The sequence below is a fragment of the Streptomyces sp. SJL17-4 genome, assembly GCF_036826855.1.
In the GTDB taxonomy this organism is placed as follows: Bacteria; Actinomycetota; Actinomycetes; order Streptomycetales; family Streptomycetaceae; genus Streptomyces.
Window position 1 is genome coordinate 3,927,502 of the sequence record NZ_CP104578.1, and the last position, 20,325, is coordinate 3,947,826.

Here is a 20,325-nt window from a genome sequence, read left to right on the forward strand (position 1 = left end):
TCTTTCCCTGGCACCCACCAATCTACGAATCAGTCATTTATTTTGTCAACCCAAAAGAAGCATCCGAAGGGTGCTACGCGAGGGCCTGTTCGACATCGGCCCAGAGGTCCTCGACGTCCTCGATGCCGACCGACATCCGCACCAGACCGGGAGCTATCCCGGCCGCGCCCAGAGCCGCCTCGTCCAGCTCCCGGTGGGACGTGGACGCGGGATGCGTCACGAGGGTCTCCACGCCGCCGAGGGAGAGCGCGAGCGTGGCGAGCCGTACGCGCTCGATGAAGGCCCGGCCGGCCTCCCGGCCCCCCGCCGGCTCGAAGGCCAGCAGCCCGCCGCCCGCGGAGAGCACCTTGCCGGCGCGCTCGTACGAGGGGTGGCCCGGGAGCCCGGGGTAGTGCACGGCCGAGACGCCGGGGTGGGCGCCGAGGCGCTCGGCGAGGACGGCGGCGTTGGCGCAGTGCTCGCGCATCCGCAGCGGCAGGGTGGGGATCCCGCGCAGCGTCAGCCAGGCGGCGAACGGGTCGGCGCAGGCGCCGAGTTCGACCGTGCGGGGCCAGACCCGGCGGCGCAGCTCGTCGTCGGCGAAGACGGCGGCGCCGCCGAGGACGTCCGAGTGCCCGGAGAGGTACTTGGTGGTGGAGTGGACGACGATGTCGGCACCGAGCTCCAGGGGGCGGCACAGGACGGGCGAGGCGAGGGAGTTGTCGACGAGGCTCGTCACCCCGAGGGCGCGGGCGGCGGCGAGCAGCCCCGGCAGGTCCGGGACCTGGCCGGTGGGGTTGGCGATGGTCTCCAGGACGAGCAGCCGGGTGGCGGGGTGCACGGCGGCGGCCTCGAACTCGGCGGGGTCGTCGCCGGATATCCGTACGACCTCGATCCCGTACCGCTCGGCCAGGTCGGTGAGGACGGCATGCGTCCCCCCGTACAGGCAGCGCTGGGCCACCACCCGGTCGCCGGGCCGCAGAAGGGCGAGCAGGACGCCACTGATGGCACCCATGCCGGAGGCGAAGGCGAGGGCCCCCTCGCCGCCCTCAAGGCCTGCGAGGGTCTGCTCCAGGGCCCGTACGGTCGGGTTGCCGCGGCGGCTGTAGACGTACGGCCCGTCGGGTCCCGCCATGGCGTCGGCGAGCTCGGCGGCCGACTCGAAGGCGAAGGCGGAGGACTGCACGAGGGGCACGGAGAGCGGCCGACTGCCGTGCTGGAGCGGCTCGTTGACGACGTGGACGGCGCGGGTGTTCAGTTCCATGACGTTCCTTCACGTTCCTTCCCTGATACGGAAAAGGGGCCGCCCGACGTCCGCGCACGGACATCGGGCGGCCCCTTCGGGGCGGGCTCAGACGGAGACCTTCTCGCCCTCGGGGGCGGGGGCGGACGCTCCGGCGACGGCCTTGTCGCTCTTCATCACGAGGAGGGTGATGACACCGCCGAGCGCGGCGATGATCGCGGCGCCGATGAAGGCGGACGAGAAGCCGTCCGTCAGCTTCGGCAGGTTGCCGAGCTGGTCGGCGCCCTGGGACATGGCGACGGCGGTGAGCGCGGCGAGGCCGAGCGCGGAGCCGACGTTGTAGGTGGTGTTGACGATGCCGGAGGCGAGACCGGCCTGCTCCTGCGGGGCGCCGGACATCGCGGTCATCATCGTCGGGATGTAGGCGAGGGACATGCCGAGCGCGGCGACCAGCGAGGCCGGGAGGACGTCGACGAGGAAGGAGCCGGTGGGCGGGACGGCGGCGAGCCAGACCAGCCCGGCGGCGAGGACGAGCAGACCGCCGGCGATGAGCGGCTTGGCGCCGACCTTCATCATGAGCCGGGCCGTGATGGCCGTCATGAAGATCATGAGGAGCACGGTCATCGGGAGCAGCGCGGCACCGGACTCGAAGGCGCCGAAGCCCAGGACCTGCTGGAGGTACAGGTTGAGGAAGTACCACATCGGGATCCAGGCGGCACCGAGCAGCGTCATCGCCAGGTTGGCGGAGCCGAGGCGCGGGACCCGCCAGACGCTGAGCGGCATGAGCGGCTCGCTGATGCTCTTCTGGATCACGAAGAAGAGGACGAGGAGGGCGGCGGCGCCGACCAGCTGGAGGATCGTGCCGGTGGAACCCCAGCCGACCTCGGGGGCGCGGACCACGGCGAAGACGGCGAGCGCGAGACCGGCGGTGACGGCGACGGCGCCGAGGATGTCGACGGAGCCGCGGCGGGACTCGACGTTCGGGAGGAGCTTGGTGGCGGCGAGGGTCGCGAGGCCGATCGGGATGTAGATGATGAAGACCCACTGCCAGCTCATCCACTCGGTGAAGACGCCGCCGAGGAAGACGCCCGCGGTGCCGCCGGCCGGGGCGGCGGCGCCGTAGAGCGCCATCGCCTTGCCGAGCTCCTTCGGGTCGTGCATGAAGAGGATCATCAGCAGGGTCATGGCGGAGGGCGCGATGAGCGCACCGCCGACACCCTGGACGGCGCGACCCGCGATCTCGACCCAGGCGGTCTGCGCGGCGGCGGCCAGGACCGAGCCGGCGATCATGACCGCCCAGCCGGCGACGAAGATCTTGCGTGCTCCGACGAGGTCGGAGAGGCGTCCGCCGAGGAGCAGGAGGCCGCCGAAGACGATCACATAGGCGTTGAAGATCCACTGGAGCTCGCTCTGCGAGAAGCCCAGGTCCTTCTGCATCTCGGGGAGCGCGACCCCGATGATCGACGTGTCCATGATGACCATGAACTGTGCGGCGGCGAGCACGACAAGTGCCCACCAGCGCCGGGGATTGACGGTTGACATTGCCCTGACCCTTCACTCGCTGCGGCCCCCGAGCGGCCCGAACGGGACTCGAGGTATACCCCTAGGGGGTACCTGTGCGGAGCACCGTAGCATACCCATGGGGGGTATGTAAGAGTGAGGTGAGGACGCCGGGAAGCGTCGCTTCCGGGCGAGGGAAGCACCGCCTCCGCGCACCCCGGCGGGCAGAATGCCCCCATGACCGCCGAGGAACACCCCGAGCTGCTCCAGCGCTGGAACACCACCCTGCTCGCCGCCCGCGCCGGCCGTAGGGGTCCGGACCCCGCCCCGTACGGGCAGAACCTGCTCGCCCGCTGGGCCGAGCCGCAGCGCCGCTACCACACGGTCGACCACCTGCGGGCGGTCCTCGGCCGCATCGACGAACTCACCGACCAGGGCGGCGAGGGCGGGGAGTTGGAGCTCGTGCGGCTCGCTGCCTGGTTCCACGACGCGGTCTACCGGCCCGACCGCTCCGAGAACGAGGAGCGCTCGGCCGTCCTCGCCGAGAAGGCGCTCACCGAGGCCGGACTCACCCCCCACGAGGTGGCGGAGGTCGCCCGCCTGGTCCGCCTGACGATCACTCACGACCCGTCCCCGGGCGACCTGAACGGCGAGACCCTCTGCGACGCGGACCTCGCGATCCTGGCGACCGATCCCGATACCTACAGGGGGTATGCGGCCGCCGTCCGTGAGGAGTACGGCTTCGTGCCCGACGAGGCCTTCCGCAAAGGCCGAGCGGCGGTCCTCCGCCAACTCCTCGGACTGCCCCGCCTTTTCCGTACGCCTTACGGTGCGGCGGTCTGGGAGGAGAAGGCGCGGGAGAACCTGGAACGCGAACTCGCGGAATTGACGGACATGTCCGGAACCGCGTGAGCCGACGCCAAACCGTGACGGGGAATGACATCTACCGCCGGTAAGATCATTTTCGTTTGTCTTCACCCGCGAGAGATGCCAGGAAAGAAAAGAACATGAGACTGCGCAGGGTCCTCCCGATTGCCGCCGCGTTGCCGGCCCTCCTCGCGATATCCGCATGCAGCGGCGGTTCGGCGGACTCCGGCGACAAGAAGCCCGAGGCGAGCGCGGAGGCGAGCGCGAAGAAAACGCAGAGCGCCGAGCAGAAAGAGGCCGCGGAGGCGAAACGCCTGGGGGCGTTCGACGGAAAGGCCCTCGAAAAGGTCGCCCTCACCGGGAAGGCCGCGGGATTCGACGCCAAGAAGATCGCCAAGGCGGAGGTCGAGGCCGGCCGCGACATGAAGGCCGACAAGAAGGTCTGCCAGCCTCTCGCCAGTCTGATCGGCGGCTTCACGCACATCCCCGCCGTGAGCGTGGTCCACCGCTCCCTCCAGCCCGGCGACGCGGCCAACGCGACGGTCGGTTCGATGTGGCTCGCCTCCCACTCGGAGGAGAACGCCGCCCAGGTCATGAAGGACCTCCGGACGGCCGTCACGGAATGCCCCAAGGGCTTCAAGACGCTCGGCCTGACCTACGGCAAGGTCGAAAGCCTCCCGGCGCCGAAGCTGGGCGACGAGGCCGTCGGCTACCGGATCACCGGCGACATCGGCAAGCAGAAAGTGCCGATGACGTACACGGTCGTACGCAGCGGAGGCGTCATCTCCGCGTTCTACGGCGTGAACATGCTGGACCAGAAGAAAGCCGCGATCCCGGAGCCGGTGATCAAGGCCCAGCTGGAGCGGATCGCGGACGCGACGGGCTGACACCGCCGCCGCAGGCACGGAGAAGGGGCCGTCCCCAGTGCGATGCACTGGGGACGGCCCCCTTCTCACAGAGGACGACCGGTCAGATGACACTCCCCGATTCCGCCGGGAACTCCGGCGGCCAGGTCTCACGCGGGTCGTACAACGCCTGCCGTTCGCCCATCAGCGCGAACTCCGCCTCCCGCCAGTTCGGATTGCTGCCGACGACGAAGCTGTCGCCGTCGGGCTCCAGCATCCAGGTGTAGGCGGCGTCCTCCGCCGGAATGCCGTGCCGTTCGCTGAGCACGGCGAACTCTGCGGCGGTCGCCCGCCGGATGTGGAGCCCGTTCTCGTAGATGGGCTTGAGGAACATCAGTTCCACATGCCCGATAAAGACCTCGACCCTCGTCGTGGTCCGGTCCTCGAGCAGGGCCTCACTGGTCAGAAAGAGCTGACGGTGCGAGGGGTGGAACCCGCTCACTCTGAAGAGCCGCCCTTCCCGGACGAAATCTGTCACGACCTCTCATTTCCTCAGTCGACCGGCTGGCCGTTGGCGTACTTGAAGCGCTCCGGATAGACGCGCACGACCTTGCCCTCCGAGTTGGTCATCCACCATTCGATGGAGTCCCAGTCGCGGTACCACATCCGGGTGGCCGTACGGAGCTTGACCATCTCCCATGCGGTTCCGTGGCCCGCGGACTGGATGACCTCCCAGGAGCTCTTCTCGATCGTCTCCCCTCGCGCCAGAAGCATGCTCAGCGCCTCGTCGGCGGTCTTGGCGCCTTGGACTCCGTCCAGGGACACCGAGATCTTCACGCCGGGCCTTTCCACCGCGCGCTCCACGCCCACCGTCCACAGGGCGCGTTCCCCCATCCCCATGCTCGCCGGCATGACGATACCGAAGTCCTTGTTGTTGAAGGTGCGCCCGCCGATGGCGGCGGCCAGTCTGTCCGAGCCAGGGTTGACTCCGAGGACGATGTGATCGCCGTCCTTGACTATGTCCTTGAGGATCTCCCGGCACTTGTTGACGACATCGTCGTCGACCGCCGCGACGGAGAACGACGCGAGCTTGAAGGTCGCGGTGTCCGCCACCTCGCACGCCTCGCCGAGCTTCCGGAAGAGGCGGCTGATGATGCCCTGGACGGCGGCCTCGGTCAGACCGATGGTGCGGAGCGCCATGAAGGCGTCCATGAACCCGATGCCCGTCTTGATGGCGGCGTCCATCGCCATCACCCCGGCCTTCGCCGACCGGAAGATCGGGCCCGCGACGAACCAGCTGGCCGCCCAGGCGCAGTCGCCCCAGCTGCCACCGGACAGACCCGGCGTGATCAGCTTGGCGCAGCCGATGAAGTCGCCGAGCAGGACGTCGATCGGGTCGATGCCCGAGTTGAACTCGACCATCGTCAGCGTGACGCTGAGCCGCTTCGTCTCCGCCTTCGTCACCTCGGGGCCGAGGTAGACGGTGTCCGCGTCCGGGCAGCCACCCGTGTACGTCTCCCACGCCGCCATGCACATGAACACGTCGACGTGCGACTTGTACGTGACGTCGGACGTGATCGTGCAGTTGCCGACGTGGAGCCACGGGCTGCAGTTGTCCTTGACGACGTTCTGCGGCTCGCCGATGTACTCGATGTGGTCGAGGACCGCCCACACGTCACTGATGCCGGTGGTGACACCCTGCTGGATCTGCTCGCTGTTACCGCCCTGCTCCGTGCGGTCCGCGATCGCCTGGGCCTCGTTCGCCGCGTCCCACGCGCGTTCCGCGGCACCCTCCGCCGCCGTCGCGTCCTCCTCCGCCTTGGTGGCGGTGGCGCGGGCGCTGGCGGCGTCCTCCTCGGCCTTGGTGGCCACGGCACGGGCGTTGGCGGCGTCCTTCTCCGCCTCGGTGGCCGCCTGGTCGGCCGCGATGGCGTCCTGTTCGGCGTCCATCGCCGCCCACGACGCCGCCATGGCGTCGTTGCCGGCCGACTGGGCGTAGCCGTCGGCACGGTTCGCCGACGCCTGGGCTTCCTTGGCGTCCTTCGCGGCCTGGGTGGCCGAGGCCTGAGCCCGCTCGTACGCCTTGGCGGCACGGAGCGCGTCCGACGCCGCGGCCGCGGACGCCTGCGCCGCGAGCTTCATGTCCGCGGCGGCCTGCGCGGCCAGGGCCTTCGCCTCGGCGGAGAACTCCTCGGCCATGGCGGCCGTGGCGGCTGCCACCGCCGCCTGCTGCTGCGAGATCGTCAGGGACTGCTGCCCCGTCAGCACCGCGAACGCCGCGGAGCTGTCGACCTCCTGGAACGGGCCGCCGAGGCTGATCGCCTCGTTGGCCGGCTTGATCACCGCCGCGGCGGAGTCACGGGCCGCGAGCGAGGACTTCACGGCCGCGAGGGCCTTGCCGGCGGTGGTCGCCGCCCAGGCCGCCGTCTGCAGCGCCTCGGTACGGGCGGCTGCCGCCTCCGTCTTGGCGACCTTCGCCGCCGCGGAGGCCTTGTCCGACTGCTCCTTGGCGCCCTTGGCATCGGCCGCCGCCGCCTCGGAGGCGTCGATGGCCTCGGCCGCCGCCGCGTGGGCGGCCGCCGCGGAACCGGCGGCGATCAGGTAGGACGACCAGGCGGCGTCCGCCGCCGCCTTGGCGCGGGACGCGGAGCCCTGCGCCTTGGTGGCCGCCTCGCGGGCGTTGACGGCGGCTGTGGTCGCCGCGTTCGCCGCCGCGCGGGCATTGGTGGCCGCCGTGGTCGCCGTGTTCGCGGCGGCACGGGCGTCGGTCGCGGCGGCGCGGGAGGCCACTGCCGCGTCCGTACCCTCGTCGGCCGCGGCGTTGGCCTCGAGGGCCGCCGCCTTCGCGTTCAGCGAGTCACGCCGCTGCTCGGCCTCGAGGGCCTTGTCGCGGGCGGCGACCGCGTCGCGTTCCGCCTGCTCGGCGTCGCCCCTGCGGGCCGATGCCGTGGCTCCCGCCGTCTCCGCCGACGTACGGGCGTTGGAGGCGATCAGACCCTGGGCGACGGCGTCGGCCTCGTGGCCCTTCGCCTTGTCCCGCTCGCTCTCCGCGGTGGCCCGGTAGGCCGCCGCGTTGGCGCGCTCCAGCTCGGCCACGGCCCGCTGCGAGGCGGCGTCGGCAGCGGCCTGACGGGCCTGCTCCTCCTCCGCCAGCGCGGTTTCCTTGGCCTTCTTGGCCTTCTCGGCGTTGGCCGCTGCCGAGGCCGCGTAGGCGTCCGCGCTGTCCGCGGCGGCCTTCGCCTGGGCGGCGGCCTCCTGCGCGGCGATCCGGCGGAACTCGGTGTTCACCGCGTGCGCCTCGGTCTTCGCCAGAGCGAGGAGCGCCTCCGACGTGGAGACCGTGGCGTTGGCGGCGTTGAGCGCCGTCTCCGTCGCCTTCGCGGCGGCCGTGGCGGCCGCGCCCGAGGCACGGGCGACCTGCACCGACTGCTGGGCGTACATCAGGCCACGGCCGCGCGGCACCTCGGCGGCGTCCGCGATGGTCCAGGCCTGCTGCTGGCCGGTCACCGCGCGCTGCGCGGCGGCGGTGGCCAGGGCGGCCTGCTCCTTGGCCTTGGTGACCAGTGCCTGGACCTTGCCCCGGGCGTTCGCCAGGTCCGTCTTCGCCTTGTCGAAGAGGGACTGCTTCGGCTTGAGGATGTGGCCCGGGTCGGCTTCGAGCTGGTCGTGCCAGTACTTCTGCCAGCGCAGGATCTGGTCCGCGCGCCACGCCTGGCCGATGGCCTCGATCATGGTGGCGGTGGCGGTCCGGGTGGCGGCGGCGGCGTCGGCCTCCGCCTGCATGATGACGGCGCGCGGAGCGGCCTGACCGGCGTACTCCGCCTCCCACTCGGCCGAGGCCTGCGAGACGGCCTCGCTCAGGGCGTGGCGCGGGTCGACCGGGTCGGCGTGGTTGCACGTCGCCCAGGCCTGCTTGAGGTTCTCGACCTCGACGCGGAACTCGGGCGTGCCTTCGGTGATCTTCTTTGCGGGGAAGCCGCCGTGCCGCAGATAGGTGGCGATGTCCGCGGAGGTCGTACCGCCGAAGAAGCGGGTGTTGCCGACCTCGGAGTCCCGCAGCATGAAGTCGGCCGCGAAGTCGTGCCAGCTGTCCTTGCCGCGGTTCTGCTCGGTGATCTGCCGGGCCTTGGCGATCGCCTCGGCGTTCGCGTTGGTGTGCGCGTCCCAGCCGATGCGCTCCGCGAGCTTCGACTGCGTGGCGTAGGTGTACGCGCTGATGTCGGCGCCGAACTCCGGCGCGTGCAGCGTGATCCCGTCGTCGAACGAGCTCATCGCGTACGGCCGGTTGGCGTCCTCCAGGACCGCCTTCTGGGCCGCGAAGGAGTCCAGGTAGAGGTAACCCGCGTCCCGGTCCTGGTCGGCGGCCTGCCCGAGGGGCATGAACCCGATCCAGCCGCGCTCGCCGATGACGGCTTCCAGACCCGCGTCGCCGCCGGTCAGGCCCTGGATGGCCATGGCCTTGGTCTTGACGCCGCCCGCGTGCAGGGCGACTCCCGCGAGACAGCGGTTGAGGCGCGGGGTGGAGCGGACGTCGCTGATGACGGCGGCCAGCTCGTTGAGCCGGCGCAGGGCGTCGTCGGCGTCGTAGAAGATCTTCCGGACGCCGTCGGAGACCTGCTCGATCGCCGTCGCGAGGGCGGGGATACGGCCCACGATCACGGACGACGAGGGGATGTCGACCAGTGCCCAGAGGCAGTCGTCCACGTCGGACGAGGCCAGGCACTCCTTGACCTTGGCGGCGTCGAGCTGCTCGAAGAGGATCTGCCCGCCGTTGGCGGTCGCCCACTCGACGACGTCGACCGAGACGGCGGCGAGGCCCTTCCGGTAGTCGTCGACACAGGTCTGACCACATGCGTCGAGGAGGATCTTCTCCTCGCGCTCGCCGAGCGCCGGCCAGTTGGAGGCACCGCCCTTGATGGGCGTGGTGCCCTCGTCCAGGGCGGCCTGGTGCGCGGCCTCGTTCTTCTCGCGCTGTTCCTGCTCGGCCTTCTTCGCGGCCTCCTCGGCGGCGGAGCTGTCGCCCTCCGCGTCACCGGCCTTCGTCTCGGCGTCCTTGGCCTCCTGCTCCGCCTCGGCCGCCTTGCGCGCGGCCTCCTCGGCGGCCGCGGAGGACCGGCCGGCCTTCTCGTTGGCCTCGGCGGCGTGCCGTTCGGCGTCGGTCGCCTCACGGTCGGCCTCGGCGGCGGCGGTGCTCGCCGCGTCCGCCGTCAGGCGGGCCGACGCGGCGTCGTTCCCGGCCTGCTCGGCGTGGCCGGCGGCGGCGTCGGACGCCGTCTTCGCACCCGCCTGGGCGGTGGCGGCCTCGGCGGCCGACTCCTGGGCGCGGGTCACGGCCTCGACGGCGCGCACCGAGTCGCTCGCCGCTCGGGCGGCTGCCTCGGCGGCGAGTTTCGCGTCACCGGTGGCCTGCGCGGCGGTCTGCTGCGCGGACTCCGCCGCGGCGACGGCCGCGGTGGCCTTGGCCGCAGCGGCGGCGGCCTGCTGCTCGGCGACCGTCTTCGACGACTGGCCGACGAGCACGGCGAACGCTGCCGCGCTGTCCTTCTCCTGGTACGGCGTACCGATCGAAACGGCGTCGCCCGCGGCGGCGACCGCGGCCGTGGCGCTGTCGCGGGCGGCGAGCGCGGCCTGACCGGCGGCGTAGGCGCGGCCGACGACGGTCGCGGCCGACTTCACGGCCTCGGCGGCGCTCACCCCGGCGGCGGCCGACTCCTGCTGGGCCTTCTTGGCCAGCTCGGTGGCGTTCTCCGAGGCCGTGGCCGCGTTGTCGGCGCGGATCGCCGCGTCCTGCGAGGCGTCGAGGGCGGTGGCCGCGGCGGCGTGCGCGGTGGAGGCCGCGTCGAGGGAGCCGCGGTACGCCGACCAGGCACTGGTCGCGTCGGCCTGGGCGCGTTCGGCGGCACCCTCCGCGGTGGTGGCGGCGGTGCGGGCACCGACGGCGGCCGTGGTGGCCTGGTCGGCGGCGGTCTGCGCGGAGGCGGCGGCCTGGACGGCCTCGTTCGCGGCGGTACGGGCCGCGGTGGCGGCCGCACGGGTCTCGGCAGCCGCCGCGGACCCTTCGGCGGCGGTGGCGGCGGCTTCGAGAGCGGCCGCGCGGGCCGCCGTGGCCTGCTTCGTCCGGAGGGCCTGGACCGCCTTCTCGCGCGCGGTCTGGGCGGCCTTCGCCCGCTCGTCGGCGACCTTCCGCTTCGCCGCGGCGTCGGCGGTCGCCGTCCCGGCGGCCGTGTCGGCGTTCTTGGCCGTCGTCTGCTGGGTCGTCGCCCGCTGCTCGGCCTCCTCCGCCTTGGTCCGCTCGGTGGCGGCCTTGGCGCGGGAGGCGATCGCGGTGGCCTTCTCCACTTCCGCCTTGGCCCGCTCGGAGGCGGCCGTGGCCGCGGCGGTCTTGGCCTTGTCGCGCTTCGTCTCGGCCGTCGTACGCGCGGACTTCGCGACGTCCGCGCTCTCCGTGGCGGCCGTGGCGTTGGCCTCGGCGCTGTCCGCGGCGGCCTTCGCCTGCGCGGCGGCCTCCTCCGCGGCGACGCGACGGAACTCGGTGTTGATCGCGTGCGACTCGGTCTGCGCCTTGGCGAGCAGCGCGTCGCTGGTGGCGATCGTCGCGTTCGCGGCGGCCAGGGCGGTCTCCGTCGCCTTCGCGGCGGCCGTGGCGGCAGCGGCGGAGGCACGGGCCACCTGCACGGACTGCTGGGCGTACATCAGACCCCGGCCGCGCGGCACGTGGGTCGCGTCGGCGACGGCCCACGCAGCCTGCTGGGCGGTCGCGGCCTTCTGGGCGGCGGCGGTGGCCTTGGCCGCCTGCGCCTTCGCCGAAGTGACGAGGGCGGTGGCGTTGGTACGGGCCTCGGCCAGGTCGGCCGTGGCCTTGTCGTAGAACGCCTGGTCGGGCTTGTCCAGGATCGTGTCGGGGTCCTGGGCGAGCGTGTCCTGCCAGTACTTGCGCCAGCTCAGGATCTGGTCGGCGCGCCACGCCTGCCCGATGGCCTGGATCATCTGGTCGGTGGCCTCACGAGCCGCCGCCGAGGCCTCGGCCTCGGCCGTGATGATCGTGGCACGCTGGGGTGCCTGCCCGGCGTACTCCTCCTCCCACTCGACCATGGCGTTCATGACGGGCTCGTTGAGCGTCCGTCGCGGGTCGACCGGGTTCTGCCAGTCACAGGCCGCCCAGGCCTGCTTGAGGTCCTCGACCTCGACGCGGTACGCCGGGGAGTCCTTGGCGAGGGCCTCCTTCGCGAAGCCGCCGCGCCGAAGGTAGGACGCGATGTCGCTGGAGGTCGTACCGCCGAAGTAGTCCCAGGTGACCTCGCTGTCCCGCAGCATGGAGTCCGCGGACCAGTCGTGCCAGTCGTCCTTGCCGCGGTTCTCCTCGGTGACCGCCTTGGCGCGGGCGACGGCGTCGGCGCTCGCCTTGCTGTGCTCGTCCTTGCCGAGGCGCCAGGCGAGTTCGGTCTGGGTGACGAGGGCGAAGTTGACGACGTCCGCGCCGAATCGCGGCGCGTGCCACTCCATGTCCTCGCTGGCCCAGGCCGATTCGCGATAGGCCTTGTTGGCGTCGTCGAGGGCGGTGGTGCGCGCCGTCGACAGGTTGGAGTACTCGCCGGCCGCTTCCTTGTCGGCGTCGGCGGCCTGGCCGAGGGGTCCGTAGCCGATCCAGCCCCGGTCTCCGACGGTGTCGCGGAGCTGCTGTTCGGTGCCGGTCAGGCCCTCGATGGCCTTGGCCTTCATCAGGGGGCCGCCGACGTGCAGCGCCACCCCGGTGAGACAGCGGTCGAGCCGCCGGTCCTGGCCGATGGTGTTGCGGTCGTAACCGGTGTCCTCTTCGGGCACGGTGTCGGCCGCGGCGGGCACGGCCTGGACGAGGCCGGTCAGTACGGCCGAGGCGGTGACCAGTGCCGTCACGCTGACGGCTCTGGCCACGGCGGACCGTAGGCGACGCCGGCGTCTGCCGGCGTCTCTGAGCAATGACATGTTCTGCCTGACAATCTCTCGATCGTTTCGGCAGCATCCCGACATGGGCATGACAGACGGCGGCTCACCGCCCGGACGGGATCCCCCTCGGTACGGCAACTACCGGCGCGCTCGTCTCCCCACGAGCTGGCGCTGCCGCTTACACGGTGACCATGTCACGCACAGATCCACACGGGAAGATCAAATAATGTTCACCAACGGCACGCGGTGCCCCACCGGCGGACAAAACAACCGCCTTTTGATCATCTTGTTACCCGGCGTATCACCCGGCGCAAGAAACCTCCCGGGAACACGAAACGCCCGGCCGGGTGGGTCCCGGCCGGGCGTTCTCGTACGAGAGGGCGGATCACCGCGGATCAGTCACCGCGGGCAGCGCGCTCTACCTGATCACCGGATACATGCTGACCGCGTCTCCAGCCGTGGACACGATGACCTCCACCAAGGAGGTGTGCGACTCGGGATCGTCGCGCGTCGCCCTGCCGACCGTTCCGATTCCGGGGTTGAAGACACACTTGCGGTACGTCGCCGCCGTACCCTGCAGCCACTGCGCGCACTGGTGCTCCGCCATGTCGAAGATCTTCTGGAGCACCTCGTCCGAGGTGTTGGCCTTCCAGATGCCCTTGTCCGGCTTGGTCAACTTGCCACCGTCGAAGTGGTGTTCACGGATGTCGTCGAAGAACCACGGGTTGGTCATCACCTTCCGGCACATCTTCCCCGGGTTGACCTTGTCCCAGCCGCCCGGGTCCTCCTGCTCCGGCTGCTTCTGAGCTTCGTACTGCTCCCAGATGTCGTCGGTGCTGGGCGTCTCCGGGCCGTCCGGGTAGTAGTCGTCCCAGCCGCCGCGGCTGCTGGAAGAGGACGAGGCGCTGAACGACGCCGTGGTGAAGGACGCCGTGGTGAAGGACGCCGGGCCGGCGAACGAGGCACTCGACACCGCGCTCTTCGGCTGCGGGACCAGGCAGGACGGCAGGTTCTTGGCCTGCTTCACCAGGGCGTCGTACTTGGACAGCAGCTTCTGGGCGAGCCTCGACTTCTCGAAGTAGCCGTAGAGCGCCGTCCCGATCCGGTAGAGGGCCTTCGCCACCGCCGGGATCTTCAGGACGGGGACGAGGTGCGCCGCCACGTCGAGGATGGCCCACATACAGGCCTCGAAGTCCCCGGAGGACAGACACTCCTTGATGTTCGCGAGGCCGAACAGCTCAAGCAGGATCGCGCCACCGTTGGCCTTGACCCACTCGATGATGTCCCCGCCGGCCAGATCCCTGGCCGCCTTGTACTCGTCGACGCACTGCTGACCGCAGAGCTGCCTCAGCAGCTCCTCGTCGTCGGCGCCGAGCTGCGGCCCGTCGTACAGGGAGCCCGTCTCGACGTGCTTGGCCTGCTGCGCCAGGACGCTCTTGCGGTACTCCTCCTCCGCCCGCTTGGCGGCCTCGTCGGCCTCCTTCGCGAGGGTCTGCGCGTTCGACGCGGACGTCTCGGCCGCGTCGGCGTCGCTCTCGGCCTGGGTGGCCGTCGAACGGGCGGCGGCGGCGTCGCTCTCCGCCGAGGTCGCCGCCGCACGTGCGCCGGCGGCGTCCTTCTCCGCCTCCGTGGCCGCGCTGTCGGCCGCAGCGGCCTCGCCCATCGCCGCGTTGGCGGCGGACGTCGCGGCGAGCGCGTCCTTGCCCGCCTGCAGGGCGTAGCCGTCGGCGCGCTGGGCGGCGGCCTGGGCGGCCTTGGCCGCCTTCTCCGCCTCCACGGCCGCGGTCTGGGCGCGCTTCACGGCCTGGGCCGCACGCTCCGCGTCCTTGGCCGCCGCCGCTGCCGCCTGGGCGGCGAGCTTGTCGTCGGCCGCCGCCCGGTCGGCGAGGCGCTGGGCCTCCGCCGCGTACGCGGCCGCCTGGGTCGCCTTGGCCTCCGCGGCCTTCGCCTGCTGCTCCGAGAGGGTCAGCGCGCTCTGGCCGGTGAGGACCGCGAAGCCCGCCGACGCGTCGGTCTCCTGGTACGGAGTTCCGATCGCGATGGCCTCGTTCGCCGACGTGGCGGTCTGCGTCGCGGTGTCCCGCGCCGCGCTCGCCGCCGTGGCGACGGCGTACGCGTAGCCGGCCGTCTTCGCCGCCCACTGCGCGGTCTCGACCGCCTCGACGTGCGCGGCCCCCGCTTCCTGCTTCGCCACGAGCGCCGCCGCGGACGCCTTGCGGGACTCCGCCTCGGCGTTCCGCGCGTTCAGCGCGGCCGCCTCGGAGGCGTCGATCGCCGTGGCCGCGGCCGCGTGGGCGGCCGCCGCCGCACCGAGCGCGGTCGAGTACGCCGCCTGGGCGCCGTCGGCCGCGGCCTCGGAGCGCTTGGCGGCTCCCTTGGACTTGAGCGCGGCCGTACGGGAGTTGACCGCGGCCGTGCCCGCCTCGTTCGCCGCCGCACGGGCGTTGGTCGCGGCGGTGGTCGCCTCGTTCGCGGCCGTACGCGCCTCGGTCGCCGCCTGCCGGGTCTCGGCGGCGGCTTCGGTGCCCACCGCCGCGGCCGCGGCGGATTCGAGCGCCGCGGCCCGTGAGTCGGCGGCCCGCTTCTCGCGTTCGGCGACGACGGCACGGTTCCGTGCGAGCCTCGCCTCCTCCTCGGCCTCGGACGCCTCGTCCCGCTTGGTCCCGGCCGTTTCGCCGGCACCGTCCGCGGTGGCGCGCGCGGTGCTCGCCCTGCCCTGCTCCTCCACAGCACGGGCCTCGGCCGCCGAGGCCTTGTCCCGCTCGCTCTCCGCCGTGGCCCGGTGCGCCGCCGCGTTGGCGCGCTCCAGCTCGGCCTCGGCGCGCTTGGCCTGTGCCGTGGCGGCGGCCTGCTTGGCCTCCTGTTCCTCCCTCTCCGCGGTGGCCTTGGCCTCCTGGGCGATCTTCAGGTTCGCCTCGGCCTCGGCCGCGTGCTTGTCCGCGCTGTCCGCGGCGGCCTTCGCCTGGGCGGCGGCCTCCTGTGCGGCGATGCGGCGGAACTCGGTGTTCACCGCGTGCGTCTGGGTCTGCGCCAGAGCCAGCAGGGTGTGGGACGTCGAGACCGTGGCGTTCGCCGCGTTCAGCGCCGTCTCCGTCGCCTTCGCCGCGGCCGTGGCGGCCGCACCGGAGGCGCGGGCGACCTGGACCGACTGCTGGGCGTACATCAGGCCACGGCCGCGCGGCGCCTCGGCGGCGTCCGCGATGGTCCAGGCCTGCTGCTGGGCGGTCACCGCGCGCTGGGCGGCGGCGGTGGCCAGACCGGCCTGCTCCTGGGCCGTGGTGACGAGCGTCCGGACCTTGCCGCGGGCCTTCTCCAGGTCGGACTTCGCCTGGTCGAACAGGGCCTGCTTGGGCTTGAAGATGTGGTCCGGGTCGCGGGCGAGCTGGTCGTGCCAGTACTTCTGCCAGCGCAGGATCTGGTCGGCGAGCCACGCCTGGCCGATGGCCTCGATCATGTTGTCGGTGGCGGCCTTCGTCGCCGCGGCGGCGTCGGCCTCCGCCCGCATGATGAGCGTGCGCTGCGTGTTCTGACCGGCGTACTCCGCCTCCCACTCGGCCGAGGCCTGGGAGACGACCTCGCTGAGGGCGTTGCGCGGGTCGACCGGGTCACCGTGGTTGCACGTGGCCCAGGCCTGCTTGAGGTTCTCGACCTCGACGCGGAACGCCGCGGTGCCCTGGGTGACCTTCTTGGCGGGGAAGCCGCCGTGCCGCAGATAGGTGGCGATGTCGGCGGAGGTCGTACCGCCCCAGAACCGGGTGTTGGTCGTGCTGGCGTCCCGCAGCATGGAGTCCGCCGCGAAGTCGTGCCAGTCGTCCTTGCCGCGGTTCTGCTCGGTGATCTCCCGGGCCTGCGCCAGCGCCTCCGCGCTCGGGTTGGTGTGCCCGTCCCAGCCGAGGCGGGCGGACAGCTTCGGCTGCGCGGAGTACGTGAACGCCATGATCTCGGCGCCGAACTGCGGTGCGTGCAGCGTGATCCCGTCGTCGAACGAGCTCATCGCGTACGGGTGGTTGGCGTCCTCCAGTACCGCCTTGCGCGCCGCGATGCGGTCGATGTACTCGTAGGCGGCCTGCCGGTCCTGGGAGTTGGCCTGGCCCAGTGGCGTGAAGGACAGCCAGGCGAGGTCGCCCATGACGGCGTGCAGCTGTTCCTTGGTGCCGCTCAGGCCCTCGATGGCCGTGGCCTTGGTCCTGGCACCGCCCGCGTGGAGGGCGACGCCGGTGATGCAGCGCTCCAGACGCGGGGTGGAGCGGACATGGCTGATCTCGGCGGCCAGCTCGTTGAGCCGGCGCAGGGCGTCGTCGGCGTCGCGGAAGATCTTCCGCATGCCGTCGGAGACCTTGTCGATCGCCTGCGAGAGGGCAGGGATACGGCCCACGATCACGGACGACGAGGGGATGTCGACCAGTGCCCAGAGGCAGTCGTCCACGTCGGACGAGGCCAGACACTCCTTGACCTTGGCGGCGTCGAGCTGCTCGAAGAGGATCTGCCCGCCGTTGGCGGTCGCCCACTCGACGACGTTCACGGAGACGGCCGCGAGGCCCTTCCGGTAGTCGTCGACACAGGTCTGGCCGCAGACGTCGAGGAGGATCTTCTCCTCCCGTTCGCCCAGCGCCGGCCAGTTGGAGGCGCCGCCCTTGATGGGCGTGTCGCCCTCGGCGAGGGCCTCCTCGTGGGCGGCCTCGTTCTTCTCCCGCTGTTCCTGCTCGGCCTTCTTCGCGGCCTCCTCGGCCGCGGAGCTGTCGCCCTCCGCGTCGGACGCCCTGTCCTCCGCGTCCTTGGCGTCCTTCTCCGATTCGGCCGCCTTCCGCGCGGCCTCCAGAGCCGCCTCGGACGAGCGGCCGGCCTTCTCGTTCGCCTCGGCGGCGTGCCGTTCGGCGTCGGTCGCCTCGCGGGCGGCCTCGGCGGCGATGTCGCTCACCGATCCGGCGGTGGTACGGGCGCTGAGGGCGTCCTTTCCGGCCTGCTCGGTGTGGACGGCGGCGTCGTCGGAGGCGTCCTTCGCGCCCTTCTGGGCGTCGGAGGCCTGTGCGGCGGACGCCTGGGCCCGGGTCGCGGCCTCGATGGCGCGCACCGAGTCGCTCGCGGCCCGGGCGGCTGCCTCGGCGGCGAGTTTCGCGTCACCGGTGGCCTGCGCGGCGGTCTGCTGCGCGGACTCCGCGGCCGCGGCGGCGGCGGTGGCCTTGGCCGCGGCCGCTGCGGCCTGCTGCTCGGCGGCCGTCTTCGACGACTGGCCGACCAGTACGGCGAAGGCGGCCGCGCTGTCCTTCTCCTGGTACGGGCTGCCGAGGGCGACGGCCTCGGCGGCGGAGGTGATCGCCGCCTTGGACGCGTCGCGGGCGGCGAGCGCGGCCTGACCGGCGGCGTAGGCGCGGCCGACGACGGTCGCGGCCGACTTCACGGCCTCGGCGGCACTCGCTCCGGCGGCGGCCGACTCCTGCTGGGCCTTCTTGGCCAGCTCGGTGGCGTTCTCCGAGGCCGTGGCCGCGTTGTCGGCGCGGACCACCGCGTCCTGCGACGCGTCGAGGGCGGTGGCCGCGGCGGCGTGCGCCGACGAAGCCTCGCCCAACGAGGCGTAGTAGGCGGACCAGGCCGTGTCGGCACCGGCCTTGGCACGCTCGGCGGCGCCCTCCGCGGTGGTGGCGGCGGTGCGGGCGCCGACCGCGGCGGTGGTCGCCTGGTCGGCGGCGCTCTGCGCGGCGGACGCGGCCTGGACGGCCTCGTTCGCTGCCGTACGGGCGGCGGTGGCCGCTGCCCGCGTCTCGGCGGCGGCGTCGCTGCCCTCGGCGGCGGTGGCGGCGGCTTCGAGGGCGGCGGCGCGGGCCGCGGTGGCCTGCTTCGCCCGGAGCGCGGCGATCGCCTTCTCGCGCGCGGTCTGCGCGGCCTTCGCCTTCTCGTCGGCCAGCTTGCGCTTCGCCGCGGCGTCGGCGGTCGCCGTCCCGGCGGCCGTACCCGCGCTCGTCGCGGTGGTCTGCTGCGTGGCGGCCTTCTCCTCGGCCGCCTTGGCCTTGGCGCGCTCGGTGGCGGCCTTGGCGCGGGAGGCGACGGCGGTGGCCTTCTCCGCCTCCGCCTTGGCACGCTCGGAGGCGGCCGTGGCGGCGGCGGTCCTGGCCTTGTCACGCTTCGTCTCGGCCGTCGTACGCGCGGACTTCGCGAGGTTCGCGCTCTCCGTGGCGGCCGTGGCGTTGGCCTCGGCGCTGTCCGCGGCGGCCTTCGCCTGCGCGGCGGCCTCCTCCGCGGCGACCCGGCGGAACTCGGTGTCGAGCCCCTGCATCTCGGTCTGCGCCTTGGCGAGCAGCGCGTCGCTGGTGGCGACGGTGGCGTTGGCGGCGGCGAGCGCGGTCTCCGTCGCCTTCGCGGCGGCCGTGGCGGCAGCGGCGGAGGCACGGGCCACCTGCACGGACTGCTGGGCGTACATCAGACCCCGGCCGCGCGGCACGTGGGCCGTGTCGGCGACGGCCCACGCGGCCTGCTGCGCCGTGGTCGCCTTCTGGGCGGCGGCGGTGGCCTTGGCCGCCTGGGCCTTCGCCGAGGTGACGAGGGCGGCGACGTTGGCCCGGTAGCGGGCGAGGTCGGCGTCTGCCCTGTCGTACGTCGCCTGGTCGGGCTGGCCCGAATAGGTGGGGAAGGGCCAGCCGTCGAGAGTGTCCTGCCATCCCTTGCGCCAGAGCAGGAGCTGCTCGGCGAGCCACGCCTGCCCCATGGCCTCGACCAGGTCGTCGGTGGCCTCGCGGGTCGCCGCCGAGGCCTCGGCCTCCGCGCGCATGATCGTGGCGCGCTGGTCGGCCTGACCGGCGTACTCCAGCTCCCATTCGATCATCGCGGTCATCACGGGCTCGTTGAGCCTGCGCGACGGGTCGTACGGGTTGGCGTAGTCACAGGCGGCCCAGGCCTGCTTGAGGTCCTCGACCTCGACGCGGTACTCGGGCGAGTCCTTGGCCGGCGCCACGGTCGGGAAGCCGCCGCGCTTCAGGTAGGCCGCGATGTCGGTGGAGGTCCTGGAGGTCCAGCCGATCTGGCTGTCGCTGAGCATGCTCCGCGACGCCCAGTCGTGCCACTCGTCCTTGCCCTGGTTCTCCTCGGCGACGACCTTGGCGCGGGCGAGGGCCTCGGGGCTGGCCTTGCTGAGGGTGTCATCGCTGAGCTGCCAGGCGAGTTCCCGCTGGGTGCCGATGGTGAAGTTCCAGACGGCGTCGCCGAACTTCGGCGCCAACCACTCCAGCTCGCCGCCGCCGTCGTTCTTGGCGTAGACCTGGTTGGCGAGGGACAGGGCCTCGTCGCGGTCCCGGACGGCGTTGGCGTAGACGCCCCCGGCCTCCTTGTCCGCGTCGACGGCGACGTCCAGGGGGCTGTCGAGCCACCAGTCGAGGTCGTCACCGAGGACCGTGTTGAGCTGGGCCTCGGTTCCGGCCAGTCCCTCGATGGCCTTGGCCTTCGTGAGGGGGCCGCCGACGCGCAGCGCCTGCGCGCCCTTGCAGCGGTCGAGGCGTCGGTCGGAGCCGATGCTGTTCCGGTACTGGGTGAGGTCGTCCTGCTCGGGCTCGGTGTCGGCGACGGCCGGGACCGCCTGGATCATGCCCATGAGGACGGCGGACGCCGTCAGGAGGGCGGTGGTCGCGGTCGCCTTGGTCAGGGCGGACCGTATGCGACGCCGGCGTCTGCCGACGTCTCTGAGCAATGACATGTTCTGCCTTGCAATCTCGCGATCGTCCGGCAGCACGCTCTGAACATGGGCATGACACAGTCGACGGCTCGCCGACCAGGCAGAGTTCCCCCTTGGCACGACAGCACCGGCATGCTCGCCCCCCACGAACCCGGCGCTGCCGCTTACTCCGCGACTGTGTCATGTCCGACGCGGCACGTGAAGATCAAATAATCTTCACCAAGGGCACACAATCGCCCAGCGAGGGACAAGGCGCCTCGCCTGTTGATCATGTTGTTACCGGTCGTAAGAAGGCCTGGACCTGCACC

The 20,325-nt window shown here is 72.2% G+C and carries 7 protein-coding genes; 2 read left to right on the plus strand and 5 right to left on the minus strand.

The window, feature by feature from the left end:
• Positions 1-73: 73 nt before the first annotated feature.
• Positions 74-1,243 carry an aminotransferase class I/II-fold pyridoxal phosphate-dependent enzyme gene (locus N5875_RS17475; RefSeq protein WP_318212906.1) on the minus strand — a complete coding sequence of 390 codons (1,170 nt, stop codon included), beginning with the start codon at positions 1,241-1,243 and terminating at the stop codon, positions 74-76.
• An 87-nt stretch (positions 1,244-1,330) separates the two neighbouring features.
• Positions 1,331-2,764, minus strand: a complete 1,434-nt coding sequence (locus N5875_RS17480; protein WP_318212907.1) for an MFS transporter — start codon at positions 2,762-2,764, stop codon at positions 1,331-1,333.
• Between the two features lie 195 nt (positions 2,765-2,959).
• On the opposite strand from N5875_RS17480, the gene N5875_RS17485 reads away from it, so the two are divergent.
• Both N5875_RS17485 and N5875_RS17490 read left to right on the plus strand, forming a co-directional pair.
• On the plus strand, positions 2,960-3,634 hold the full coding sequence (locus tag N5875_RS17485; protein ID WP_338494677.1) for a hypothetical protein: 675 nt from the start codon (positions 2,960-2,962) through the stop codon (positions 3,632-3,634).
• A 95-nt stretch (positions 3,635-3,729) separates the two neighbouring features.
• The gene (locus N5875_RS17490; RefSeq protein ID WP_318212909.1) at positions 3,730-4,476 is read left to right on the plus strand and encodes a hypothetical protein; all 747 of its coding nucleotides are present in this window, start codon (positions 3,730-3,732) and stop codon (positions 4,474-4,476) included.
• 82 nt (positions 4,477-4,558) lie between these two features.
• Here the strand turns inward: N5875_RS17490 and N5875_RS17495 are convergent, their stop codons facing one another.
• The 3 genes from N5875_RS17495 to N5875_RS17505 all read right to left on the minus strand — a co-directional run bounded on the left by N5875_RS17495 (position 4,559) and on the right by N5875_RS17505 (position 20,038).
• Positions 4,559-4,972: a hypothetical protein gene (locus tag N5875_RS17495; protein ID WP_338494680.1), complete on the minus strand. Its 414-nt coding sequence runs from the start codon at positions 4,970-4,972 to the stop codon at positions 4,559-4,561.
• 14 nt (positions 4,973-4,986) lie between these two features.
• On the minus strand, positions 4,987-12,345 hold the full coding sequence (locus tag N5875_RS17500) for a polymorphic toxin type 27 domain-containing protein (protein WP_338494683.1): 7,359 nt from the start codon (positions 12,343-12,345) through the stop codon (positions 4,987-4,989).
• Between the two features lie 430 nt (positions 12,346-12,775).
• Positions 12,776-20,038 (minus strand): hypothetical protein, encoded by a 7,263-nt coding sequence (locus N5875_RS17505; RefSeq protein ID WP_338494685.1) that lies wholly within the window; start codon positions 20,036-20,038, stop codon positions 12,776-12,778.
• Positions 20,039-20,325: the final 287 nt, after the last annotated feature.